The sequence below is a fragment of the Pseudomonas sp. Q12-87 genome (assembly GCF_001269755.1).
Classification (GTDB): domain Bacteria; phylum Pseudomonadota; class Gammaproteobacteria; order Pseudomonadales; family Pseudomonadaceae; genus Aquipseudomonas; species Aquipseudomonas fluorescens_S.
Window position 1 is genome coordinate 301,764 of record NZ_LHVI01000004.1, and the last position, 24,307, is coordinate 326,070.

Consider the following 24,307-nt stretch of genomic DNA (forward strand, 5'->3'; position numbering starts at 1 on the left):
ACCGTCGCGCCGCTAACCAGCGTGCGCGTCTATAGCGTTCGGCTTTTCCCCCTGTAGCACCGCTGACTGCCGCTCGAACCTGTACGGGAAGAGTGGCCAGGCGTTCGTGCGCCTGTCGATTCGCAGGCAACCGCAGAGTTGCCCCTTCTGCCTGAGAGGACTTGAACATGACACGGATATCGACCCCCATCAGCCAAATCCAGGAACACTACGACGTTATCGTCATCGGTTCCGGCTATGGCGGCGGCATTGCCGCCTCGCGCCTCTCCCGGGCCGGACGCAAGGTGTGCCTGCTGGAGCGTGGCCGGGAAATCCAACCCGGCGAATACCCCAACACCATGCTCGCGGCGACCGAGGAGTTGCAGGTGCACGATCCGGACGGCCACATCGGTTCGCGCACCGGGTTGTTCGACTTGCACGTCAACGCCCAGCAGAACGTGGTGGTCGGTTGTGGCCTGGGCGGCACTTCGCTGATCAACGCCAACGTTGCGCTGGAACCGGAACCCGGGGTCTTCGACGATCCGCGCTGGCCACTGGCGGTACGTGAGCACCGCGACACCCTGCTCAAGGACGGTTATGCGCGGGCCCGGGAAATGCTCAAGCCCAACCCTTATCCAGCCTCCGGGCCGAACCTGCCCAAGCTCGACGCCCATAAAAAGTCGGCGGACTATCTCAAGCAAGGTGCGCACTTCTACAAGCCGCCGATCAACGTGACTTTCGACAAGCTGGACAACAACCTCAACCACGTCGGCGTCGAACAACTGCCCTGCAACGGGTGCGGCGATTGCGTCTCGGGCTGTAACAACAAGGCCAAGAACACCACGCTGATGAATTACCTGCCCGATGCCTGGAACCACGGTGCGGAGATTTTCTGCCAGGCCCAGGTGCGGCACCTGGAGCGCGACGGCAACGGTTGGATCGTGCATTTCCAATACCTGGACAGCGGCCGCGAGATGTTCTCGGCACCCACGCTGTTCGTGCGCGCCGACATCGTGGTGGTGTCCGCCGGGACCCTGGGTTCCACCGAGATCCTGTTGCGTTCCCGGGATAAAGGCCTGCCGATGTCCGGCCAACTGGGCGAGAACATGAGCGGCAACGGCGACATCCTCGGGTTCGGCCATAACTGCGACCAGACCATCAACGGGATTGGCTTCGGCGCCCATTCGGCCAAGGAACTCGAAGCGGTGGGGCCGTGCATTACCTCGGTCATCGACATGCGCACCGAGGGCGACTGGCGCAGCCGCATGGTCATCGAGGAAGGCTCGATCCCCGGGGCCCTCGGTCGGCCGATGGTGCCGAGCATGGCCGCGTTCTCGGAAATGATCGGCGTGCCCACCGACACGGGCTTCGGCGCCAGCCTCAAATACAAGGGCCGCGAAGCCGAGAGTTTTCTGCGAGGTCCTTACTACGGCGCGCTGCATAACATGCAGACCTACCTCATCATGAGCCACGACGATGGCAAGGGCCGCATGCTGCTCGACAACAAGGATCAGTTGCGCATCGATTGGCCCGGCGTCGGCGAACAGGAAAACGTCACCCTCGGCAACGAGCGCTTGCACCAGAGCACCAAGGCGTTGGGCGGGATCTGGGTCGAGAACCCGATCTGGACCAAGCTGCTCAAGCACAGCATCGTCTCGGTCCACCCGTTGGGCGGTTGTGTGATGGGCGAAGATGCAACGCAAGGCGTGGTCAACCACAAGGGCCAAGTGTTCAGTGGCGCCAGCGGAACCGACGTCTACCCTGGCCTGTATGTCACCGATGGTGCGGTGATCCCGACGTCGCTGGCGGTCAATCCGCTGCTGACCATCTCGGCGGTGAGTGAGCGCAACATGGGGCTGCTGGCGGCCGACCGGGGTTGGATCATCGACTACACGCTGCCGTCGGCCCCGCGCAAACCGGTGGCCGCGCCGACCCTCGGCGTGCAGTTCACCGAAACCATGAAGGGTTATTTTTCCACAGCCTTCACCCAGCCCCAGGGCACCGATCTCACGTTATACGAAGCGGCGGCCAAGCGTGGCAAGGCTGAAAACTCGCCTATCGAATTCACCCTGACCATCACCGCCGACGACCTCAACCGCCTGATCAAGGAGCCGGAGCACGCCGCGACCCTGGTGGGTACGCTGGATGCGCCGCTGCTCTCGCCGCAACCGCTGGTCGCCAGCAACGGCGTGTTCAATCTGTTCGAGCAGTACCAGGAACAGGTTGGCGTGCGGCACATGAACTACGACATGAAGCTGACCGCCGAGGATGGCAGCGACTATTACTTCAGTGCCTTCAAGACCGTGCCCGAGGACAACGGCGTGCTGAACATCTGGCACGACACCAGCACGCTGTATGTCACCCTGTATCGCGGGCCGGACAAGACCGGTGCGGTGATTGGCTCGGGGGTGATGCACATTCTGCCGGCCGACTTCGCCAAGCAGATGACCACCATGAAAGTGCTCAACGCCCGCAATGAACGCGAGCGCGTCGAGGCATTGGCGCGGTTCGGAAAATTCTTCGCCGGTATCTTGTGGGAAAGTTACGGCGGGGTGTTTGCCGGTGATGTCTACTTCAATCCGGATGCGCCACCTCGCATCAAGCGGCCCTTGGACGCGCCAGCGCCGACCGTGCATTTCTTCCAGACCGAAGACAACGTCGAGCTGCGCCTGACCCGTTACCAGGCGGGCAGCAAGGGCCCGGTGATGCTGGTGCACGGCCTGGGCGTTGGCTCGAATATTTTCTCCACCGACACCATCCATACCAACCTGCTGGAGTACTTGTGCAAGCACGACTACGACGTCTGGTTGTTGGATCTGCGTGTGAGCATTTTGCTGCCGGCCAGCAAGAATGAATGGAATGGCGACCAGGTGGCCCAATACGATTTCAAGGCCGCCATCGAGCAGATCCAGCAGGCGACCCTGGCCCGCGACGTGCAATGCGTGGTGCATTGCTACGGTGCGACGACCTTCTTCATGTCGATGCTGGCGGGCTTGCAAGGGGTGCGCTCGGTGGTCTGCTCGCAGATAGCCACCGATGTGGTGGTGGCCACTGCGACGGGTTTGAAGGCCGGCCTGCACCTGCCGGGGATGCTCGATGCCATTGGCATCAAGTCGCTTACCGCCTACGCCGACACCAAGGAAACCTGGTTCAACAAACTCTACGACAAGGCCCTCAACGGCTATGCCCGGATCGAGGCCCAGGGCTACTGCACCAACCCGGTCTGCCACCGCATCACGTTCATGTACGCCTCGCTGTACCGCCACGACACCCTCAACGAAACCCTGCACGACAACCTGCATGAGCTGTTCGGCGAATCGAACATGCACACCTTCGAGCACCTGGCGCTGATCGTGCGCAAGGGGCACTTGGTGGACTTCAAGGGCAACGACGTCTACATGCCGCACTTCGACCGGCTGAAGTTGCCGATCTGCTTCATCAGCGGCGCCGATAACCAGTGCTACCTGCCGCAGAGCACCCTCAAGACCTATGAGCGACTGTGCGACATGCACGGCCCGCAACTGTTCAGCCGCCACGAGGTGCCGGGCTACGGCCACATCGACTGCATGTTTGGCAAGGATGCGGTGATGGATGTGTATCCGATCATTCTCGGGCATCTGGAGAAGACGGCGCTCGGCTAGGAGAACAGCGGACCCGTGGCGAGGGAGCTTGCTCCCGCTCGGCTGCGAAGCAGTCGTCGCTTTTGAATCTTGGGGGCCGCTACGCGGCCCAGCGGGAGCAAGCTCCCTCGCCACATGGGTTTTGTGGTGAGTCAAGAATAAGGAAACGGACGTCATGAACACTTACATCCGCTGGTTCCAACGCATCATCTGGGTCGGGATTGTCATGAACATGGTCTTCGCGATCCCGGCGCTGTTCGCCCCGGCGTTGCTGACGTCCATGCTCGGCCTGCCGCCCGTGTTGTCCGATCCCTGGCTGGAGAACAGCGGCATGTTGCTGGTGGGGATCAGCCTTTTCTACATGCCCTCGGGGTTCGATGCGCCGCGTTTCGTGGTGCATTCATGGTTGTGCGTGCTGTCGCGGCTGGTGGCGGTGGTGTTCTGGATCTACCTGATCAACACCAACAACCAGGGCTCGTTGTTCGAGCCGATGTTGATGGGTGACTTGAGCATGTTCCTGATCCTGGGCGTGCTGCTGTACCTGGGCAGCCCGGCCGCCAATCGTCCGCTGGCCTTGCTCTGCGCCGGTTGGCGGGAATGGCGCGCCGGCTGGGCGCTGCGCTGGCAGAACCATGGTTTCAAGGTCGGTACGCTGGTGGTGGTATTGCTGCTGGGTTTCATCGGCTGTCAGACCTGGTACCAGATGATCCGCGAGGTGCCGCAAGCGGACTTCGCCTCCGATGAGGACCACTACAAATATGCCGCCATCGGCCTGGGTATCGAGGCGCGCATCCCGTACTACCTGTTCGCTGTGCTGCCGCAGATGTGCCCGGAAAAACTGCCCAAGCCTGGCGGTTATGAGGTGTTCGGTTTCCTCTACGAGAACGGCAACGACCTGCCCATCGGCATGGCCAAGCGGCAGCTCGGCTACCCCACGGTCGAGCCCAACTGCGCCCTTTGCCACACCGGTTCCTATCGGGCCAATGCCACCGATGTCGCGGTTCCGGTCGCCACCGCGCCGGCCAATACCCTGCAGCTGCAAGCCTTCCAGTGGTTCGCCTACGATTGTGCCAGCGATCCGAAATTCACCCCCGATGCGGTGATGACGGCGATCAACAGTAAATTCCAACTGGGTTTCTTTGAAAAGCTCTACAACCGCTACCTGATCATCCCGATGGCCAAGAGCGCGCTGCTCAAGCAGAAGCAGGCCTATGCCTGGCAGAAGTTGCGTCCAGCCCAAGGGCCAGGACGGACCGACACCTTCAACCCGACCAAAATGGTGGTGTTCGGATTCCCGGATGATTCAACCATCGGCACCGTGGACCTGCCGCAAGTCTGGAACCAGAAGCCCCGCGAGTCCTTGTATCTGCACTGGGATGGCAATAACAACGACATCCACGAGCGCAACTACGCAGCGGCGATGGCCGTGGGCGCGACGCCGCAATCGGTGTTGCCACCGAGTTTCAACCGCGTGACCAACTGGCTGCTGGGCCACAAGGCGCCCACGTGGCCGTTCGCCCTGGACCAGGCGAAAGTCGCCCAGGGCAAACCGATCTGGGACCAGAACTGCGCCGGTTGCCACGATTTCGGCCGCACCGACACCGGCCAGGTCACCACCCACATCGACCAGTTGGGCACCGATCCCCATCGACTCAACTCTTTCACTGAAGGTTTGGTGACAGCATTCCACGGCTTCAAGAAACCACCGTTCGACTTCAACGCGTACCGCAAGACCCAAAGCTATAGCAACACCCCCACCGATGGCGTCTGGCTGCGCGCGCCGTACCTGCACAACGGCTCGGTGCCGACCCTGTGGGATCTGCTGCAACCGCCGGAACAGCGTCCGCAGGTGTTCTACACCGGCTCCGACGTCTACGACCAACAGAAGGTCGGCTTCGTCACCAGCGGCGCGCAAATGAAGGCGTCGGCGGACTTCAAGTACGACACCCGCCTGGAAGGCAACCACAACGGCGGACACCTGTATGGCACGCAACTGTCGGACGTCGACAAACGGGCCCTGATCGAATTCATGAAAACCCTGTAGCCCAGGGCAATGCGAAGGAGCGTCCACATGTCATTACTGCATCATTGGGAACATGAGTTCGACAAGGTCAAGGTCCGCCTGCACGGGTTGGTCACGCGGCTGGAGATGTCCTGGAAGAAACTCGTCAACGACCTGGAGCCCGAGGAGTTCCAAGCCATCGTCGCGCTGCTGCAACGAGGCCACGACCAGGCGCAGCATGTCATCGAGCATGGCGACTTGCCGGACGACGAACCGGCGGTGCCTTGGGAGCTGGCCCACGGCTTGTCGATCCTGAAGATCGGCAACGCCACACCGTTGCCGCAAAGCGAAGACGAGTTGCCAACCCGGGTGCTCAAGGACGGCACATTGCTGGGCTGTCGCAAATGGGAACTGCTGGATCTGTTGTGGAGCGAGGCGTTGCTCAAGTGGATCGAGAACCTGCGCCACCACGCGCCGTTTGCCACGACTCCGGCGCTGGTGAAAATGGACAGCGACGTCGTCCTGGCCATCGCTGGCGACTGGGGCACCGGGCCCTTCGACAGTCACGCACCGGCGGTGGCCGTAGCCAACCAGATGCAACTGGCCCTGGCCGATTTCACCATCCATCTGGGTGATGTCTATTACGCCGGCACTCATTCCCAGGAAGACGTCGACATGGTCGGCTGGCCCCAGGGCAAGCATGGCTCGTTCACCCTCAACTCCAACCATGAGATGTACAGCGGCGCCCACGGTTACTTCAAGGAGCTGGCCAAGCGCTTCCCGGTGCAGCAGGGCACCAGTTACTTCGCCTTGTACAACGACGACTGGCTGGTGGTCGGCCTCGACAGCGCCTACGCCTCGGACGCCATGAACCTGTACATGGACGGCACCCTCAATACGCAACAGATCGAGTGGATGAAGAGCCTGCCCAAGCGCAAGAAGCTGATGGTGCTCAGTCATCACCAGGGCTTCGATATTTCCGGGCACAACAAGACCGCGCTTTACCAACCGGTATGCGATGCCCTGGGGCGTGAACCGGACTATTGGTACTGGGGCCATTTGCACAACGGTATCTGCTACGCCACCCATGGCGCCTTGCATGCACGCTGCGCCGGGCACGGGGCGATACCCTACGGCACCACCAGCGAACTGAACGGGCATGCCCGGGTGTTGTGGTCAGAGACTCAGCTGGCGGGGGACGAGGTGTATCCGGAGCGGGTGTTGAATGGGTATGTGAAGGTGCGGCTGGTGGGAGAGAACATCGAAGAGACGTTTTATGGGGAGGATGGGTCGGTGCGGTGGTCTTCCAAGTAAATGGGTGAATGCTAGACCGCTTTCGCGAGCAAGCCCGCTCCCACATTCGACCGCATTTCTTCTGAAGAAACCGGGCCAACTGTGGGAGCGAGCCTGCTCGCGAAGCTTTTGCTGTCAGCCCTGGACCGGAACGCCCTTGAGGTACGGCGCGGGCTCGGCCCCCAGGTTGTTGAGCAGACGCTCGCTGTACCAGTCCACGAAGTTCACCACACCGAACTCATAAGTCTTGGAATACGGACCCGGCTGGTAGGCGGTGGAGTTGATGCCGCGCTGGTTTTCTTCGGCCAGGCGACGGTCCTGGTCATTGGTGGCGTCCCAGACCTCACGCATGCGCGCCACGTCGTAATCCACGCCTTCGACCGCGTCCTTATGCACGATCCACTTGGTGGTGACCATGGTTTCCTGGGCGCTGATCGGCCACACGGTGAACACGATGATGTGGTCGCCCATGCAGTGGTTCCACGAATGTGGCAAGTGCAGGATGCGCATCGAGCCCAGGTCCGGGTTCTTGATGCGGCCCATCAGCTTGGCGCAGCCTTGCTTGCCGTCCAGGGTCATCGACACGGTGCCCTTGAGCAGCGGCATGCGCACGATACGGTTGCGCAGGCCGAAACTGGCGTGGGCGTAAGGGATCTTCTCGGCTTCCCAGGCAGCAGCGGAGGCAGCTACGTGGTCCTTGAACGCCTGGTCGGCGCGGGGGTCGGTGACGTCGTCCCACTCCAGCAGGGTCTTGAGCAGTTCAGGGTGCGAGGCGTTGCAGTGGTAGCACTCGCGGTTGTTCTCCAGCACCAGTTTCCAGTTGGCCTTTTCCATCAAGGTGGTTTGCACCGCCACCTTGGTGTTCTCCATGTCGTACGGTTCCATGTAATGGTTCAGCGTCGACAGGAAATCATCGATGGCTGGCGGGTTCTCGGCCAGGCTGATGAAGATGTAGCCGCCAGCGGTCTTCACGTTCACAGGCTTCAAGCCGTACTGCTTCATGTCGAAGTCGGCGCCCATCTCGGTGCCGGCGAACAGCAGGCGACCGTCCAGTTCGTAGGTCCACTGGTGATAATGGCAGACCAGCTTGGCGACCTTGCCTTTCTCGCTGGTGCACAGGCGCGAACCGCGGTGGCGGCAGACGTTATGGAACGCGTGCACCACACCTTCGGCGCCACGAATCACGATGATCGGGTTCTTGCCGACTTGCAGGGTCAGGTAGTTGCCCTTGGCCGGGATCTCGCAGGTCATGCCGGCGATCAACCATTCCTTCTGGAAGATTTCCTGCATGTCGATATCAAACAGGCGCTCATCGCTGTAGAACGGTTGCGGCAACGAGTAGGTGCGTTCGCGCTCTTGCAGCATTTGCGCGGTGGCCTTGCGTGCGGGTTCCAGCGGATCGCCCAGGCTCAGGGTAGTGGTGACGTCCATCGTTTTATCCTCGTGGCCCTCTAAGCGGAGCCGGTGAAAATGACTAATCGGTTGTGCTACGCAAGGCAGAAAAACTTCGTTATCTGTTGTGGCGAGTGTGGGGCCGCGCAGGTGCAGAACCTTATCCATGGGCGACATGGCCCAATCTGTTCCCGACGCCCAAGACCCGGTGGTTGGGGGCTGGTCGCGATAAGTATGTCAATGTCGCGAATAGGTAAACGGTGGTGCCAGCGCCTGCGCACAATCGCCATCATGAAGGCCGGCAGTCGGCCGTGGAGATCAGCATGTCCAATAACTTCCTGAACCCGGTCACGACCCAGACCTGGGCCAATGGCCGACATATCGTGCGTTGCGTCAAAGTCATCCAGGAAACCTGGGATGTGCGCACGTTCTGCTTTATGGCCGACCAGCCGATCATGTTCTTTTTCAAGCCCGGGCAGTTTGTCACCCTGGAGCTGGAAATCGAAGGCCAGCCGATCATGCGTTCCTACACCATCTCCAGCTCGCCGTCGGTGCCCTACAGTTTCTCGGTGACCATCAAGCGCGTGCCGGGGGGCAAGGTTTCCAACTGGCTGCATGACACCCTGCATGAAGGCCAGGAGCTGGCGGTTCACGGGCCGGTGGGCTTGTTCAACGCAATGGATTTCCCCAGCCCCAAAGTCCTGTACCTGAGTGGTGGCGTGGGGATCACCCCGTGCATGTCCATGGCGCGCTGGTTCTACGACACCAACGCCAACGTCGACATGACCTTCGTCCACAGCGCCCGGTCCCCCAAGGACATCATTTACCACCGCGAGCTGGAGCACATGGCGTCGCGGATCGACAACTTCAGCTTGCACCTGATCTGTGAAAAACACGGCCTGGGCGAGCCTTGGGCCGGGTATCGCGGATACCTGAACCACAAGATGCTGGAATTGATGGTGCCCGATTTCCTCGAGCGCGAAGTGTTCTGCTGCGGCCCGACGCCGTACATGAGCGCGGTCAAGCGCCTGTTGGAAGCCGCCGGCTACGACATGAAGCGTTACCACGAGGAGTCCTTCGGCGCCACGCCAGCGGAAGCCCGTGCCGATGCGGTGGAACAGGCCGAGCAGGCGGCGGATGCGCCTGAAGTCGATAAAGCGGATTTGCACCAGGTCGAATTCGTCGCCTCGGGCAAGAGCATCGCCGTGGCACCGGGCGAAACCGTCCATGCCGCGGCCGCCAAGCTCGGCCTGCTGATTCCCAAGGCCTGCGGCATGGGCATCTGCGGCACCTGCAAGGTCATGAAGCTGGGTGGGGAAGTGGAGATGGAGCACAACGGCGGCATCACCGAGGACGACGAGGCCGAGGGGTACATCCTGTCGTGCTGCAGCGTGCCGAAAGGGGATGTGCGGATCGAGTTTTGATCGGCGATGAGCCCCCTGTGGCGAGGGAGATCCCGCCGCGTCTTCGACGCTGCGCTGTCGCGCAGCAAACAGTTCATCGTAAATTGGAAGAACGCGCGCGGGGCAAAGGCCGTAACCAGCACTGGTGTGTCAGCACCCGAGAGGGAGAGTGACCTGCACGGTATCGGCGTGGAGTCGTTGATGGCACGGCCAGGCCGTGACCTCGTATAAGAGAGTGAATCCTTTCGCCACCGTGTACCCCGCGCGCGTCATTCAATCCTGCGAGGAATTGCCATGGCGCGCAAGAACCAAAAGCGTTTTGAGATTATTCATCACCTCTGTGCCGGTATTGACGTGGGAAGCCGTGAGCATTGGGTCGCTGTAAACCCAGAGCAGTACGATCCTGCTGTCCGTCAATTCTCTACGTTTACCGACGATTTGATCGCACTGGCCGACTGGCTCCAGTCGTTGAACATCAGTGTCGTGGCCATGGAGGCGACGGGCGTTTACTGGATTCCGCTTTTCGAAGTGCTGGATGCGCGTGGCTTTGAGGTTTATCTGGTTAACTCACGTGCTACGCGGCAGACCTCTGGGCGCAAATCCGATGTGCTTGATTGCCAGTGGATCTGGCAACTCATGACGCACGGCCTGCTCAGCGGCGCTTTTCGCCCTTCTGATGAGATCTGTTCGATGCGTTCATTGGTCCGCCAGCGCGCCAATAAAGTCTGCGACCAAGCCAAGTCGATCAATCGTATGCAGAAGGCCTTGAGTCAGATGAACATCCAGTTGGCCCAGGTTATCAGTGACATCACCGGGGTGACGGGTTTGAAGATCTTGCGGGCTATCGTCCAAGGCGAGCGTTCCCCTGAAAAGCTTTCAGCCTTGCGCGACGGACGGATCAAGGCCGATCAGGAAACCATCGCTCGCAGCTTGCATGGCAACTGGCGGGCAGAGCATCTACATGCGCTAGGCCAGGAGCTGGCGTGCCATGACTTCTTGGAAAAGCAGATCGCTGAATGCGATCAAGCCATTGCCCAGGCGCTAGCGCGACTTCCAGTTCTTCAGCCGGAGACAGGACTGCCTTGCAAGCCCTTGCGCAGTGCACATCGCTCAGCCGATCAACAACTGGCGCTACACCAGGCACTGATCAAGGTCATGGGCGTGGATTTAACGGCCATTCCCACCATCGGTATTGATATTGCGTTGGTACTCGCCAGCGAACTGGGGCCGGACTTATCACGTTTCCCGACCTCGCAGCACTTAAGCTCTTGGCTTGGTCTGGCCCCTCCCACGCGAATATCAGGAGGCAAACCGCTTCCTGGTAAAGCGCCTAAAATCATCAATCGAGCCGCCCAAGCCCTCAAGCAAGCGGCCTCCAACGCACGGCAGGATAAAAGTTTTATTGGCGCCAGCCACCGTGCCCGCCTGACGCGGATGGACACTAGTTGCGCGATCAAGGCGACGGCTCATCAACTGGCGCGATTGATTTACGCCATGCTCACCAAAGGCCAACCCTACGTTGAGAAAGGGATAGAAGAGTTTGAGGAGAAAAGCCGGGGACGCCAACTGCGGGCTCTGGAGCGCAAAGCCCGAAAGTTGGGTATGCAATTAGTTAAGGCTGCATGATTTTTAGAAGCAAAAACAATGGGTTGTATTTTGTTTGATAAGAGCTTGCTCCCGCTCGGCTGCGCAGCAGTCGTCGCTTTTGAAATCTTGGGGCCGCTGCGCGACCCAGCGGGAGCAAGCTCCCTCGCCACAAAAAGCCTCCCAAAGCCACGCAGGCTTTGGGAGTCGCCTTAAAGACTCATCACTTCTCGAATATCCGCCGCCAATTCCCGCACCCGCGCTTCTTCGGTGTCCCACGAGCACATGAAGCGTGCGCCGCCCTTGCCGATGAAGGTGTAGAAACGCCAGCCCTTGTTGGTAAGCGCGGCAATGGCCGGTTCCGACAGTTGCAGGAACACGCCGTTGGCCTGGACCGGGAACATCAGTTCCACACCAGGAATGTCGCTGACCAGTTGCGCCAGCAATTGCGCGCAGTGGTTGGCGTGGCGGGCGTGCTTGAGCCAGGCCTCGTTCTGCAGCAGGCCGACCCAAGGCGCGGAAAGAAAGCGCATTTTCGAGGCCAGTTGCCCGGCCTGCTTGCAGCGGTAGTCGAAGTCTTCGGCCAGGTCGTGGTTGAAGAACAGGATCGCTTCACCCACCGCCATGCCGTTTTTCGTACCGCCGAAGCACAACACGTCCACGCCGGCCTTCCAGGTCAGGTCCGCCGGGGTGCAGCCGAGGAAGGCGCAGGCGTTGGAGAACCGCGCGCCGTCCATGTGCAGGTTCAGCCCCAATTCCTTGCAGGTGACGCTGATGGCGCGGATTTCTTCCGGCGTGTAGACGCTGCCGACTTCCGTGGCCTGGGTGAGGGTCACGACCCGTGGCTTGGGGTAATGGATGTCCTGGCGCTTGAGGGCGACCTCGCGGATGGCGTCGGGGGTCAGCTTGCCGTTTTCCGTGCGGGCCACCAACAGCTTGGATCCGTTGGAGAAGAACTCCGGCGCGCCACATTCGTCGGTTTCGACGTGGGCGGTTTCCGAGCAGATCACGCTGTGGTAACTCTGGCACAGCGAAGACAGCGCCAGGGAGTTGGCCGCGGTGCCATTGAACGCGAAGAACACTTCGCAGTCGGTTTCGAACAAGGCCCGGAAATCATCCGCCGCGCGGTGGGTCCATTCATCGTCACCGTAGGCGCGCTGGTGGCCCTGGTTGGCCTCTGCCATGGCGGCCCAGGCTTCGGGGCAAATGCCGGAATAGTTGTCGCTGGCGAACTGTTGACTCTTGTCGGTCATGGCCTTGCTCCTGAGATAGAGAGTCCTGGGTAAGAGATCCCTGGCGGAATTCCCGGGTGGGGGATTCCATGGTTCGGCGCGCTTGAGTGCGCAACGCCGTGGTCGATCATGGTTTGGTGCGCACTTTACCCAAGATTAGCGGGGGAACACACCGGATGTTTCTGTCAGGAATTCACAAAATCATCGGGCCATTATCTACATGAGCCGGCGCGACGGGGCGCTGGACCTGCTCAAGTGGCTGGCTCTGTTGGCGATGATTCTCGATCATCTGCGATATGTCGGTTACTCCGTCGATTGGCTGTACGTGCCGGGGCGCTTGGCGTTTCCGTGGTTCTGCCTGGCGATGGCGGCAAACCTTGGACGCTCCGGGACCGGTGCCAGCTCGTGGCGCTACCTGGGTTGGTTGCTGTTGTTCAGTGCGGTGAGTGAAATTCCCTATCGGCTGTTCTTTCCCGACGCGTCCACCCTGAACGTGATGCCGACTTTGGTCCTGGGCCTGCTGGTAGCACGCGGCTGGCAGACATCGACCCTGAAAGCGCGAGGCCTGGCGGCAAGCGCGTTGCTGCTGGCGGCGCTGTTTTCATCGCAACTGATGTTCGGTTTTTTCGGTGTGCTGTTGCCCCTGGCGATGTTGCTGGTGTTGCGCCGGCCTTGGTATTTCGCGGTCTTGCCCGCAGGGGTATGTGTGGCGGCCAATCAATGGCGGGTGTTGTATGGCGCGGCGTGGCTGGGAGATGCGGTGGCGTTGTGGGGGCTGCTGGCTTGCCTGATTGCGCCAGGGCTTGGGTTGTTTCTTTTGCGACGGGCCGGTCGTTTTCGTCCGCTGGCGATGCGGCGCTGGGCTTATGGGCTTTATCCGGCGCATTTCCTGGTTTTGCTTGTGGTTCGCCAGATCGCCGCGTAACCCCCCGTGGCGAGGGAGCTTGCTCCCGCTGGGCTACGCAGTAGCCCCAAACCTGAGGGTGCGCTTTATCAGGTACACCGCGTTTGCCGGTTTTACGACTGCTTCGCAGTCGAGCGGGAGCAAGCTCCCTCGCCACGGAGGTTGGCGCCGGCCCTCCTTTGCTGTGCATGTCGTAAACGCACCTTTGCGTGGCGTCCATAGGCATTTGACCTGCCTGCGCCAGCCATACCATCGCATCCAAAGGGCACGACCGAAACGGTGGTCAGTGCCTCACCGAGACGAATGGCGCACCGTCGCCGCTGGGAGAGATGCAATGTTCAGCAAGCAAGACCAAATCCAAGGTTACGACGATGCACTGCTGGCGGCGATGAACGCCGAGGAGCAACGCCAGGAAGATCACATCGAGCTGATTGCGTCAGAGAACTACACCAGCAAGCGCGTGATGCAGGCCCAGGGCAGCGGCCTGACCAACAAGTACGCCGAAGGTTATCCAGGCAAGCGCTACTACGGTGGCTGCGAGCACGTCGACAAAGTCGAAGCCCTGGCGATCGAACGCGCCAAGCAGCTGTTCGGTGCCGATTACGCCAACGTCCAGCCGCACTCCGGTTCTTCGGCCAACAGCGCCGTATACCTGGCTTTGCTGCAGGCCGGCGACACCATCCTGGGCATGAGCCTGGCCCACGGCGGTCACCTGACCCACGGCGCCAAGGTGTCGTCCTCGGGCAAGCTCTATAACGCGGTGCAGTACGGCATCGACACCACCACTGGCCTGATCGACTACGACGAAGTCGAGCGCCTGGCGGTCGAGCACAAGCCGAAAATGATCGTGGCCGGTTTCTCGGCGTACTCCAAGACCCTGGATTTCCCACGTTTCCGCCAGATCGCCGACAAGGTCGGTGCCCTGTTGTTCGTCGACATGGCCCACGTCGCCGGCCTGGTCGCCGCCGGCCTGTACCCGAACCCGCTGCCTTACGCCGATGTGGTCACCACCACGACCCACAAAACCCTGCGCGGTCCACGCGGTGGCTTGATCCTGGCCAAGTCCAACGAAGAGATCGAGAAGAAGCTCAACGCCGCGGTATTCCCCGGTGCCCAGGGCGGCCCGCTGATGCACGTGATCGCCGGCAAGGCGGTGTGCTTCAAGGAAGCGGCGGAGCCAGGTTTCAAGGCTTATCAGCAGCAAGTGATCGATAACGCCCAGGCCATGGCTGGCGTGTTCATCAAGCGCGGCTACGATGTAGTGTCCGGTGGCACCGATAACCACCTGTTCCTGGTCAGCCTGATCCGTCAGGGCCTGACCGGCAAGGACGCCGATGCCGCCCTGGGCCGCGCCCACATCACCGTGAACAAGAACGCCGTGCCGAACGACCCGCAATCGCCATTCGTGACGTCGGGCCTGCGCATCGGCACCCCGGCGGTGACCACGCGCGGTTTCAAGGTCTCCCAGTGCGTCACGTTGGCCGGCTGGATCTGCGACATTCTCGACAACCTCGGCGACGCCGATGTCGAGGCCAACGTCGCCCAGCAAGTGTCGGCCCTGTGCGCGGATTTCCCGGTTTATCGCTGAGTCGGTTTTGGAGTAATGACTATGCAACGCTATTCGGGCTTCGGCCTCTTCAAACACTCACTCAGCCATCACGAAAACTGGCAGCGGATGTGGCGCACGCCGACCCCGAAAAAAGTCTACGACGTGGTCATCGTCGGCGGTGGCGGGCATGGCCTGGCAACCGCTTACTACCTGGCCAAGGAGCACGGCATCACCAACGTGGCCGTGGTCGAGAAGGGCTGGCTGGGCGGCGGTAACACCGCGCGCAACACCACCATCGTGCGCTCCAACTACCTGTGGGACGAATCGGCCCATCTGTACGAACATGCGATGAAGCTGTGGGAAGGCCTGTCCCAGGACCTGAACTACAACGTGATGTTCTCCCAGCGTGGCGTCTACAATCTGTGCCACACCCTGCAAGACATCCGTGATTCCGAGCGCCGGGTCAGCGCCAACCGCCTCAACGGCGTCGACGGTGAGCTGCTCAACGCCAAGCAAGTAGCAGACGAGATTCCTTACCTGGACTGCTCGAAAAACACCCGCTACCCGGTGATGGGCGCCACCGTCCAGCGTCGCGGCGGCGTGGCCCGTCACGATGCCGTGGCCTGGGGCTTTGCCCGGGCGGCGGACGCGTTGGGCGTGGACCTGATCCAGCAGACCGAAGTGATCGGTTTCCGCAAGGAAAACGGCGTGTGCATCGGTGTGGAAACCAACAAGGGCTTCATCGGCGCCAAGCGCGTCGGCGTGGTGACCGCCGGTAACTCCGGGCACATGGCCAAGCTCGCGGGCTTCCGCCTGCCGATCGAATCCCACCCGCTGCAAGCACTGGTGTCCGAGCCGATCAAGCCGATTATCGACAGCGTGATCATGTCCAACGCCGTGCACGGCTACATCAGCCAGTCCGACAAGGGCGACCTGGTGATCGGCGCCGGTATCGACGGCTACAACGGCTACGGCCAGCGTGGCTCGTACCCGGTGATCGAGCACACCGTCCAAGCCATCGTCGAGATGTTCCCGGTGCTGTCGCGGGTGCGCATGAACCGCCAGTGGGGCGGCATCGTCGATACCACGCCGGACGCCTGCCCGATCATCTCCAAGACGCCGGTGCCGAACATGTTCTTCAACTGCGGTTGGGGCACCGGCGGCTTCAAGGCCACCCCGGGCTCGGGCAACGTCTTCGCTGCAAGCCTGGCCAAGGGTGAAATGCACCCACTGGCCGCGCCGTTTTCCATCGACCGTTTCCACAACGGCGCTCTGATCGACGAACACGGCGCTGCTGCCGTCGCCCACTAACAGGAGAAATCCCTATGTTGCACATCTTCTGTCCTCACTGCGGCGAACTGCGCTCCGAAGAGGAATTCCATGCATCCGGCCAGGCGCATATCCCGCGTCCGCTGGATCCGAATGCCTGCACCGACGCGGAGTGGGGCGACTACATGTTCTTCCGTGACAACCCACGCGGGTTGCACCATGAACTCTGGGACCACGTCGCCGGCTGCCGCCAGTATTTCAACGCGACCCGTGACACCGTGACCTACGAGATTCTCGAAACCTACAAGATCGGCCAAAAGCCGCAGTTCACCGACAAGGCTGACAGTCCGAAAGCGGCTGCACAGGCTCTGGGAGAGAAGGTATGAGCCAGATCAATCGCCTGTCCAACGGCGGACGGATCGACCGCAACAAAGTGCTGAGCTTCACCTTCAACGGCCAGACCTACAAAGGTTTTGAAGGCGATTCCCTGGCCGCTGCACTGCTGGCCAACGGCGTCGACATCATTGGCCGCAGCTTCAAGTATTCCCGCCCGCGCGGCATCTTCGCCGCCGGCGCCGAAGAACCGAATGCGGTGCTGCAGATCGGTGCCACCGAAGCCACGCAGATCCCGAACGTGCGCGCCACGCAACAGGCGCTGTATCAAGGTTTGGTCGCCACCAGCACCAACGGCTGGCCGAACGTGAACAACGACATGATGGGCATTCTCGGCAAAGTCGGCGGCAAGCTGATGCCACCGGGTTTCTACTACAAAACCTTCATGTACCCGCAATCGTTCTGGATGACTTATGAGAAGTACATCCGCAAGGCCGCAGGGTTGGGTCGCTCTCCGACCGAGAACGATCCGGACACCTACGACTACATGAACCGTCACTGCGACGTGCTCATCGTCGGCGCCGGCCCTGCCGGCCTGGCCGCTGCATTGGCAGCCGCCCGCAGCGGTGCGCGAGTGATCCTGGCCGATGAGCAGGAAGAGTTCGGCGGCAGCCTGCTCGACTCCCGCGAAAGCCTGGACGGCAAGCCGGCGACCGAATGGGTCGCGGCGGTGATCGCCGAGTTGAAATCGATGCCCGAAGTGGTGCTGCTGCCTCGTGCCACGGTGAACGGTTACCACGACCACAACTTCCTGACTATCCACGAGCGCCTCACCGACCACCTCGGTGATCGTGCGCCGATTGGCCAGGTGCGCCAGCGCATCCACCGGGTCCGCGCCAAGCGCGTGGTCCTGGCCACCGGCGCCTGCGAGCGTCCGCTGGTCTACGGCAACAACGACGTGCCGGGCAACATGCTGGCCGGCGCAGTGTCCACCTACGTGCGCCGCTACGGCGTGGCACCGGGCAAGAAACTGGTGCTGAGCACCAACAACGACCATGCCTATCGCGTCGCGCTGGACTGGTTCGATGCCGGCCTGCAAGTGGTCGCCGTGGCCGATGCCCGCACCAATCCACGTGGTGCGCTGGTGGAAGAGGCGCGTGCCAAAGGCATTCGCATCCTCACCGGCAGCGCGGTAATCGAGGCCCGTGGTAGCAAGCGCGTTACCGCAGCGCGCATCGCCGCCATCGATGTCAGGGCGCACAAAGTCACCAGTCCCGGCGAATGGCTGGACTGCGACCTGGTGGCCAGCTCCGGCGGCTACAGCCCAGTGGTTCACCTGGCTTCGCACCTGGGCGGCAAGCCGACCTGGCGTGAAGACATCCTCGGTTTCGTACCCGGCGAAGCGCCGCAGAAGCGTGTCTGCGTCGGTGGTGTGAATGGTGTCTACAGTCTCGGCGATACCTTGGCCGATGGCTTCGAGGGCGGCGTGCGCGCAGCCACTGAAGCCGGTTTCAAGGCGGTTGAGGGTGTATTGCCCAAAGCCCTGAGCCGTCACGAGGAGCCAACCCTGGCGCTGTTCCAGGTGCCCCACGAAAAATCCACGGCACGGGCGCCGAAGCAATTCGTCGACCTGCAGAACGACGTCACCGCTGCCGCCATCGAGCTCGCCACCCGCGAAGGCTTCGAGTCGGTGGAGCACGTCAAGCGCTACACCGCACTGGGCTTCGGCACCGACCAGGGCAAACTGGGCAACGTCAACGGCCTGGCCATCGCGGCCCGCTCGCTGAACGTGAGCATCCCGCAGATGGGCACCACCATGTTCCGTCCGAACTACACGCCGGTGACTTTCGGCGCGGTGGCGGGTCGTCACTGTGGGCACATCTTCGAACCGGTGCGTTTCACCGCGCTGCATGCCTGGCATGTGAAGAACGGTGCTGAGTTTGAAGATGTCGGCCAATGGAAGCGCCCATGGTACTTCCCGAAGAATGGCGAAGACATGCACGCCGCAGTCAAGCGCGAATGCAAGGCCGTGCGCGACAGCGTTGGCCTGCTGGACGCCTCGACCCTGGGCAAGATCGACATCCAGGGCCCGGACGCCCGCGAGTTTCTCAACCGCGTCTACACCAACGCCTGGACCAAGCTCGACGTGGGCAAGGCCCGCTACGGCCTGATGTGCAAGGAAGACGGCATGGTCTTCGACGATGGTGTGACCGCTTGTATGGCGGACAACCATTTCATCATGACCACCACCACTGGCGGCGCGGCCCGTGTGCTGCAATGGCTGGAGATCTATCACCAGACCGAATGGCCGGATCTGAAGGTGTACTTCACCTCGGTCACCGACCATTGGGCGACCATGACCCTGTCCGGTCCCAACAGCCGCAAGCTGCTGAGCGAAGTCACCGACATCGACCTGGACAAGGACGCGTTCCCGTTCATGACCTGGAAAGAAGGCCAGGTGGGCGGCGTGCCGGCGCGGGTGTTCCGGATTTCGTTTACCGGTGAGCTGTCGTACGAAGTCAACGTGCAAGCCGACTACGCCATGGGCGTGCTGGAAAAAATCGTCGAGGCCGGCAAAAAGTACAACCTGACCCCGTACGGCACCGAGACCATGCACGTACTGCGGGCCGAGAAGGGCTTCATCATTGTCGGTCAGGACACCGACAGCTCGATGACCCCGGACGACTTGAACATGGGCTGGTGCGTAGGCCGTACCAAACCGTTCTCGTGGATCGGCTGGCGTGGCATGAACCGCGAAGATTGCGTGCGTGAAGAGCGCAAGCAACTGGTGGGCCTCAAGCCGATCGACCCGAATGTCTGGCTGCCGGAAGGTGCGCAACTGGTGTTCAACACCAAGCAGGCGATCCCTATGACCATGGTCGGCCACGTGACCTCCAGCTATGCCCACAACTCCCTGGGTTATTCATTTGCCATGGGCGTGGTCAAGGGCGGGCTCAAGCGGATGGGCGAGCGAGTCTTCGCCCCCCTGGCCGACGGCAGCGTGATCGAGGCAGAGATTGTTTCTTCGGTGTTCTTCGATCCGAAGGGGGATCGGCAGAATATCTAAAGGGACTTTGGTCCTGTGGGTGGGCAGTTACACCGCGTCGCCTCATTCGCGAGCAAGCCCGCTCCCACAGGATTGAAGTCGCCAAAGGAATTTGAGCCAGGCATCAATCCAATGTGGGAGCGGGCTTGCTCGCGAAGGCGGCAGGACAGTCACCACAAATGCCGGAACAACAGAATTCAAGACAGGTGCTCCATATGACCGCAGTCAACGTGTACCAACAACGCCCAACCACCGGGGCCAAGGCCGAGTCGTCGCTGCACCATGCCGACCTCGCCAGCCTGGTGGGCAAGGGTCGCAAGAACGCCGGCGTGACCGTGCGCGAGAAAAAACTCCTGGGCCACCTGACGATTCGTGGCGATGGCCACGACCCAGCGTTCGCCGCCGGCGTGCACAAGGCCTTGGGCCTGGAGTTGCCGGGTGCACTGGCCGTCATCATCAAGGGTGAAACCAGCCTGCAGTGGCTTGGCCCGGATGAGTGGCTGCTGGTGGTGCCGAGCGGTGAAGAGTTCGCCGCCGAGAAAAAACTTCGCGAAGCCCTGGGCGAGCTGCACATCCAGATCGTCAACGTCAGCGGCGGCCAGCAGATCCTCGAACTGTCCGGCCCGAACGTGCGCGACGTGCTGATGAAATCCACCAGCTACGATGTCCACCCAAGCAACTTCCCGGTGGGCAAGGCCGTGGGCACGGTGTTCGCCAAGTCGCAACTGGTGATCCGCCATACCGCCGAAGACACTTGGGAGCTGGTGATCCGCCGCAGCTTCTCCGATTACTGGTGGCTGTGGTTGCAGGATGCGGCGGCTGAGTATGGGTTGAGTGTGCAGGCCTGATTGATGGCCTTGGACTGCTTTTGTGGCGAGGGAGCTTGCTCCCGCTGGGCTGCGAAGCGGCCCTCGCTTTTGGCGGTTGCTACGCAACCGAGCGGGAGCAAGCTCCCTCGCCACAGAGTTCTGTGTTCGGCGGGGCTTATCCATAACGAACAGGAGTCACCGCAATGAGCCGCGCCCCGGATACATGGATTCTCACCGCCGACTGCCCCAGCATGCTCGGCACGGTGGACGCGGTGACCCGCTTTCTGTTCGAGCAGGGCTGCTACGTCACCGAACACCATTCTTTTGATGACCGGCTCTCGGGGCGTTTTTTCATTCGCGTGGAGTTTCGTCAGCCGGATGGCTTCGACGAGCAAAACTTTCGCGCCGGCCTGGCCGAGCGCGCCGAAGCCTTTGGCATGGTCTTCGAACTGACGCCGCCTAACTACCGGCCCAAAGTCGTGATCATGGTGTCCAAGGCCGATCACTGCCTGAACGACTTGCTCTATCGCCAGCGCATCGGCCAGTTGTCCATGGATGTGGTCGCCGTGGTGTCCAATCACCCGGATCTCAAGCCGTTGGCCGACTGGCACCAGATTCCCTACTACCATTTCCCCCTGGACCCGAACGACAAGCCAGGCCAGGAACGGCAGGTGTGGCAGGTCATCGAGGACACCGGCGCCGAGCTGGTGATCCTCGCGCGCTACATGCAGGTGCTGTCGCCGGAGCTGTGCCGCAAGCTCGACGGCAAGGCCATCAACATCCACCACTCCCTGCTGCCGGGGTTCAAGGGCGCCAAGCCGTATCACCAGGCCTACAACAAAGGGGTGAAGCTGGTCGGCGCCACGGCGCACTACATCAACAACGACCTGGACGAAGGCCCGATCATCGCCCAGGGCGTGGAAGTGGTGGACCACAGCCACTATCCCGAGGACCTGATCGCCAAGGGCCGGGACATCGAAGGCCTGACGTTGGCGCGGGCGGTGGGGTATCACATTGAAAGAAGGGTGTTCTTGAACGCCAATCGCACGGTCGTTCTTTAGATTTTTGGGGCCGCTTCGCAGCCCATTCGCGAGCAAGCCCGCTCCCACAGGAGTTGTGTCGGTACACAGATCGCGGTTCAACCAAAATCCAATGTGGGAGCGGGCTTGCTCGCGAAGAGGCCCTTACAGACGACAAAGTAACAAGACACAAGCACCAACCCGAGCACTCAACGCGCTGCCTGTCTGGGCAACGCGGTTCCATAAAAACAACAGCGAGGTGAAAGCATGTCTGGCAATCGTGGTGTCGTGTATCTGGGCAACGGCAAGGTCGAAGTACAGAAAATCGACTATCCAAAAATGCAGGACCCGCGCGGCAGGAAGATCGAGCACGGCGTCATCCTGCGCGTGGTCTCCACCAACATCTGCGGCTCCGACCAACACATGGTGCGTGGCCGTACCACCGCTCAGACCGGTCTGGTCCTGGGTCACGAAATCACCGGTGAAGTGATCGAAAAGGGCAGCGATGTCGAGAACCTGAAAATCGGTGATCTGGTGTCGGTGCCGTTCAACGTGGCGTGTGGGCGCTGCCGTTCCTGCAAAGAGCAACACACCGGCGTCTGCCTGACCGTCAACCCGGCCCGTGCCGGCGGTGCCTACGGTTACGTGGACATGGGCGACTGGACCGGCGGCCAGGCCGAATACGTGCTGGTGCCGTACGCCGACTTCAACCTCTTGAAGCTGCCGGACCGCGACAAGGCCATGGAGAAAATCCGTGACCTGACCTGCCTGTCCGACATCCTGCCGACCGGCTACCACGGCGCCGTGACAGCAGGTGTTGGCCCTGGCAGCACCGTGTACATCGCCGGTGCCGGCCCGGTTGGCCTGGCGGCTGCCGCTTCCGCACGCCTGCTGGGCGCGGCAGTGGTCATCATCGGCGACGTCAACTCGATCCGCCTGGCCCATGCCAAGGCCCAGGGTTTCGAAATCGTCGACCTGTCCACCGACACCCCGCTGCACGAGCAAATCGCCGCACTGCTGGGCGAGCCGGAAGTGGATTGCGCCGTCGACTGCGTCGGCTTCGAAGCCCGTGGTCACGGTCATGACGGCGTCAAGCACGAGGCCCCGGCCACCGTGCTCAACTCGTTGATGGGCGTGGTCCGTGTCGCCGGCAAGATCGGCATCCCTGGCCTCTACGTCACCGAAGACCCGGGCGCCGTCGATGCCGCAGCCAAAATGGGCAGCCTGAGCATCCGCTTCGGCCTCGGCTGGGCCAAATCCCACAGCTTCCACACCGGCCAGACCCCAGTGATGAAGTACAACCGCCAGCTGATGCAGGCGATCATGTGGGACCGCATCAACATTGCCGAAATCGTCGGTGTACAGGTGATCAGCCTGGATGATGCGCCGAAGGGGTATGGCGAGTTCGATGCGGGCGTGCCGAAGAAGTTTGTGATTGATCCGCATAAGTTGTTTAGTGCGGCGTAAGGTTGGAAGCAAGACGGAAAAAAGGGCGACAGTTATGTCGCCCTTCTTTGTTAGTCGTTATTTTCATTGCTCGCCGCATGCATGCACCAGGTCCGAAGCCTATTCATTGGCGGACCTGATTGACTTGAACAGTCATAGGGTTGCGCCTGAAAGAACCATGGTATTTAAATGAAATATCCTCATAGATATGAGGGCGCAAAGACTTTATCCCCTCGCTCATCCCCTCGCCTCGGTAATAGTCAATGTCGAGTGCTTTTGAAGGCATATCGGTTACGTATACTTTTAGTACGACTGTTCGTTCGCTTTTTGAGAGCAATGAACGAGCGTATTCCTCTGCAACTCCGGGATCTGTGGCTATGTAGAATCCTTCACCCAGTACCAAGTCTTCCGGTTTGCTGTTGGCCCCTGCATATCCATCCAGAACTCCGCGGTTGAGCAAATTTCGTGCGCTGCTATCCGTAGTGCCATGGTAACCCACAGCATATTGTTTGGTCGGCGAGGGGGCTTCAGCTTTATGGGGGGATTTTTTTGGGCCCAACAAGTTTCTGAGCCCTTTGAGAGGGTTAAACCCTTTAGGAAAAAAGAAGTGTCCTGTTGGATCCCGCCTATTAAGCGGATCCCCGTCGCAATAGGTATATGCATTCAGCCCACCCTTACCAAACGGACTCAAACTGTCCGGACTGTTAAATCGCATCAACCCCGGATTGAACACCCGATAACCATTGCCCAACAAATAATGCCCCGTCACCGGGTCCGGCCGTTCGCCATTGAAGCCGAGCAGGCTTAGTAAGCCGTTCTCCGCAGGGCGGTGGCCGTACGGGGTATAGGCGAGGGGATGAGGCTGCGTGGCATCGAGCGCGTGTAGCACCGAGCGTTGTTGATCGGTGGCGAGCAAAGTGGTTCCGACGGCGCCATCCTGGCGCTGTTGTTGCGCCAGGAGTTGTTCGTCCTGTTGGAAAATCGACCGCTCTACCGAGCCCTGGATTTCGCTGGTCAGGCGCTCCTTCAGGTAGAAGCGCTGGGCGCGGGCCTGGGTCGGTGGTGTGCAGTCGGTCAAGCGATCCAGTGGGTCGTAGTGGTAACGGCAGAGCACGGTTTCATCTGCGGAGGACATGGGCTTTGCTCTATGGAAAATACAGATAGCAACATCATGTTCAGGTAGAAGGTCGGCTGTCTAGCTAGCAGAAGTGTTAGGTTTAGCTGCCAGCAGCAGCCAGCCCTCACTCATGAAATGAAACCGCCAACTGGTGCAGGCGATCATGTGGGACCGTATCAACATTGCTGAAATCGTGTACAGGTGATCAGACTGGATGACGCACCGAAGAAATTTTTGATTGAACCGCACAAGTTTTTTTGCGCGACGTAAGCGGCAAAGGGCAAGACGGAAGAAAAGGACAACAGTGATG

General features: G+C 61.0%; 16 protein-coding genes and 1 pseudogene. 14 read left to right on the forward strand and 3 right to left on the reverse strand.

Annotated features, from left to right (window positions below; genetic code table 11):
- Positions 1–167: 167 nt before the first annotated feature.
- The 3 genes from AD663_RS02475 (at position 168) to AD663_RS02485 (ending at position 6,915) form a co-directional block, all read left to right on the forward strand.
- Positions 168–3,620 carry a GMC oxidoreductase gene (locus AD663_RS02475; RefSeq protein ID WP_053213214.1) on the forward strand — a complete coding sequence of 1,151 codons (3,453 nt, stop codon included), beginning with the start codon at positions 168–170 and terminating at the stop codon, positions 3,618–3,620.
- Positions 3,621–3,774: 154 nt separating this feature from the next.
- Entirely contained in the window at positions 3,775–5,643 is a 1,869-nt protein-coding gene (locus AD663_RS02480) for a hypothetical protein (RefSeq protein ID WP_053213215.1), read from the forward strand.
- A gap of 27 nt (positions 5,644–5,670) precedes the next feature.
- The gene (locus tag AD663_RS02485; RefSeq protein WP_053213216.1) at positions 5,671–6,915 is read left to right on the forward strand and encodes a metallophosphoesterase; all 1,245 of its coding nucleotides are present in this window, start codon (positions 5,671–5,673) and stop codon (positions 6,913–6,915) included.
- Between the two features lie 114 nt (positions 6,916–7,029).
- Here AD663_RS02485 and gbcA read toward each other — a convergent pair whose 3' ends face one another.
- Positions 7,030–8,325, reverse strand: a complete 1,296-nt coding sequence (gene gbcA, locus AD663_RS02490) for a glycine-betaine demethylase subunit GbcA (protein WP_003177597.1) — start codon at positions 8,323–8,325, stop codon at positions 7,030–7,032.
- A 284-nt stretch (positions 8,326–8,609) separates the two neighbouring features.
- Here gbcA and gbcB point away from each other — a divergent pair, with 284 nt between their 5' ends.
- Positions 8,610–9,710 (forward strand): glycine-betaine demethylase subunit GbcB, encoded by a 1,101-nt coding sequence (gbcB, locus tag AD663_RS02495; RefSeq protein WP_003177599.1) that lies wholly within the window; start codon positions 8,610–8,612, stop codon positions 9,708–9,710.
- Positions 9,711–9,983: 273 nt separating this feature from the next.
- Positions 9,984–11,315 (forward strand): IS110 family transposase, encoded by a 1,332-nt coding sequence (locus tag AD663_RS02500; protein ID WP_053213217.1) that lies wholly within the window; start codon positions 9,984–9,986, stop codon positions 11,313–11,315.
- 170 nt (positions 11,316–11,485) lie between these two features.
- On the opposite strand, the gene AD663_RS02505 is transcribed toward AD663_RS02500, so the two are convergent.
- Entirely contained in the window at positions 11,486–12,526 is a 1,041-nt protein-coding gene (locus AD663_RS02505; RefSeq protein WP_003177600.1) for a low specificity L-threonine aldolase, read from the reverse strand.
- 199 nt (positions 12,527–12,725) lie between these two features.
- Here AD663_RS02505 and AD663_RS02510 point away from each other — a divergent pair, with 199 nt between their 5' ends.
- From AD663_RS02510 to fdhA, 8 genes are all read left to right on the forward strand, one after another.
- Positions 12,726–13,430 carry a TraX family protein gene (locus AD663_RS02510; RefSeq protein ID WP_003177601.1) on the forward strand — a complete coding sequence of 235 codons (705 nt, stop codon included), beginning with the start codon at positions 12,726–12,728 and terminating at the stop codon, positions 13,428–13,430.
- A gap of 313 nt (positions 13,431–13,743) precedes the next feature.
- Positions 13,744–14,997 carry a serine hydroxymethyltransferase gene (glyA, locus tag AD663_RS02515; RefSeq protein WP_003177602.1) on the forward strand — a complete coding sequence of 418 codons (1,254 nt, stop codon included), beginning with the start codon at positions 13,744–13,746 and terminating at the stop codon, positions 14,995–14,997.
- 21 nt (positions 14,998–15,018) lie between these two features.
- A complete protein-coding gene (locus AD663_RS02520) occupies positions 15,019–16,269 on the forward strand; it encodes a sarcosine oxidase subunit beta (RefSeq protein ID WP_003177603.1) in 1,251 nt (416 codons plus the stop codon).
- Between the two features lie 14 nt (positions 16,270–16,283).
- A complete protein-coding gene (locus AD663_RS02525; protein WP_003177604.1) occupies positions 16,284–16,613 on the forward strand; it encodes a sarcosine oxidase subunit delta in 330 nt (109 codons plus the stop codon).
- Positions 16,610–19,627 carry a sarcosine oxidase subunit alpha gene (locus AD663_RS02530; RefSeq protein ID WP_003177605.1) on the forward strand — a complete coding sequence of 1,006 codons (3,018 nt, stop codon included), beginning with the start codon at positions 16,610–16,612 and terminating at the stop codon, positions 19,625–19,627. Before AD663_RS02525 ends, AD663_RS02530 begins: the two co-directional genes overlap by 4 nt.
- 194 nt (positions 19,628–19,821) lie before the next feature.
- Positions 19,822–20,454 carry a sarcosine oxidase subunit gamma gene (locus AD663_RS02535; protein ID WP_003177606.1) on the forward strand — a complete coding sequence of 211 codons (633 nt, stop codon included), beginning with the start codon at positions 19,822–19,824 and terminating at the stop codon, positions 20,452–20,454.
- 164 nt (positions 20,455–20,618) lie between these two features.
- Positions 20,619–21,476: a formyltetrahydrofolate deformylase gene (gene purU / locus AD663_RS02540; protein ID WP_003177607.1), complete on the forward strand. Its 858-nt coding sequence runs from the start codon at positions 20,619–20,621 to the stop codon at positions 21,474–21,476.
- Between the two features lie 225 nt (positions 21,477–21,701).
- Positions 21,702–22,901: a formaldehyde dehydrogenase, glutathione-independent gene (fdhA, locus tag AD663_RS02545; RefSeq protein WP_003177608.1), complete on the forward strand. Its 1,200-nt coding sequence runs from the start codon at positions 21,702–21,704 to the stop codon at positions 22,899–22,901.
- A gap of 103 nt (positions 22,902–23,004) precedes the next feature.
- On the opposite strand, the gene AD663_RS28090 is transcribed toward fdhA, so the two are convergent.
- Positions 23,005–24,015 carry an RHS repeat-associated core domain-containing protein gene (locus tag AD663_RS28090; protein ID WP_083455087.1) on the reverse strand — a complete coding sequence of 337 codons (1,011 nt, stop codon included), beginning with the start codon at positions 24,013–24,015 and terminating at the stop codon, positions 23,005–23,007.
- 121 nt (positions 24,016–24,136) lie between these two features.
- Here AD663_RS28090 and AD663_RS28840 point away from each other — a divergent pair.
- A pseudogene (locus tag AD663_RS28840) lies at positions 24,137–24,267 on the forward strand (formaldehyde dehydrogenase, glutathione-independent); the annotation flags it as partial.
- Positions 24,268–24,307: the final 40 nt, after the last annotated feature.

Excerpts from the sequence above, each read along its gene's own strand:
- AD663_RS02480 (WP_053213215.1), top strand. The coding sequence starts at position 3,775 with ATGAACACTTACATCCGCTGGTTCCAACGCATCATCTGGGTCGGGATT.
- AD663_RS02505 (WP_003177600.1), bottom strand. The coding sequence starts at position 12,526 with ATGACCGACAAGAGTCAACAGTTCGCCAGCGACAACTATTCCGGCATT.
- purU (WP_003177607.1), top strand. The coding sequence starts at position 20,619 with ATGAGCCGCGCCCCGGATACATGGATTCTCACCGCCGACTGCCCCAGC.
- AD663_RS02520 (WP_003177603.1), top strand. The coding sequence starts at position 15,019 with ATGCAACGCTATTCGGGCTTCGGCCTCTTCAAACACTCACTCAGCCAT.
- AD663_RS02530 (WP_003177605.1), top strand. The coding sequence starts at position 16,610 with ATGAGCCAGATCAATCGCCTGTCCAACGGCGGACGGATCGACCGCAAC.
- AD663_RS02535 (WP_003177606.1), top strand. The coding sequence starts at position 19,822 with ATGACCGCAGTCAACGTGTACCAACAACGCCCAACCACCGGGGCCAAG.
- AD663_RS02525 (WP_003177604.1), top strand. The coding sequence starts at position 16,284 with ATGTTGCACATCTTCTGTCCTCACTGCGGCGAACTGCGCTCCGAAGAG.
- AD663_RS02500 (WP_053213217.1), top strand. The coding sequence starts at position 9,984 with ATGGCGCGCAAGAACCAAAAGCGTTTTGAGATTATTCATCACCTCTGT.
- AD663_RS28090 (WP_083455087.1), bottom strand. The coding sequence starts at position 24,015 with ATGTCCTCCGCAGATGAAACCGTGCTCTGCCGTTACCACTACGACCCA.
- AD663_RS02510 (WP_003177601.1), top strand. The coding sequence starts at position 12,726 with ATGAGCCGGCGCGACGGGGCGCTGGACCTGCTCAAGTGGCTGGCTCTG.
- gbcA (WP_003177597.1), bottom strand. The coding sequence starts at position 8,325 with ATGGACGTCACCACTACCCTGAGCCTGGGCGATCCGCTGGAACCCGCA.
- glyA (WP_003177602.1), top strand. The coding sequence starts at position 13,744 with ATGTTCAGCAAGCAAGACCAAATCCAAGGTTACGACGATGCACTGCTG.
- AD663_RS02485 (WP_053213216.1), top strand. The coding sequence starts at position 5,671 with ATGTCATTACTGCATCATTGGGAACATGAGTTCGACAAGGTCAAGGTC.
- gbcB (WP_003177599.1), top strand. The coding sequence starts at position 8,610 with ATGTCCAATAACTTCCTGAACCCGGTCACGACCCAGACCTGGGCCAAT.
- AD663_RS02475 (WP_053213214.1), top strand. The coding sequence starts at position 168 with ATGACACGGATATCGACCCCCATCAGCCAAATCCAGGAACACTACGAC.
- fdhA (WP_003177608.1), top strand. The coding sequence starts at position 21,702 with ATGTCTGGCAATCGTGGTGTCGTGTATCTGGGCAACGGCAAGGTCGAA.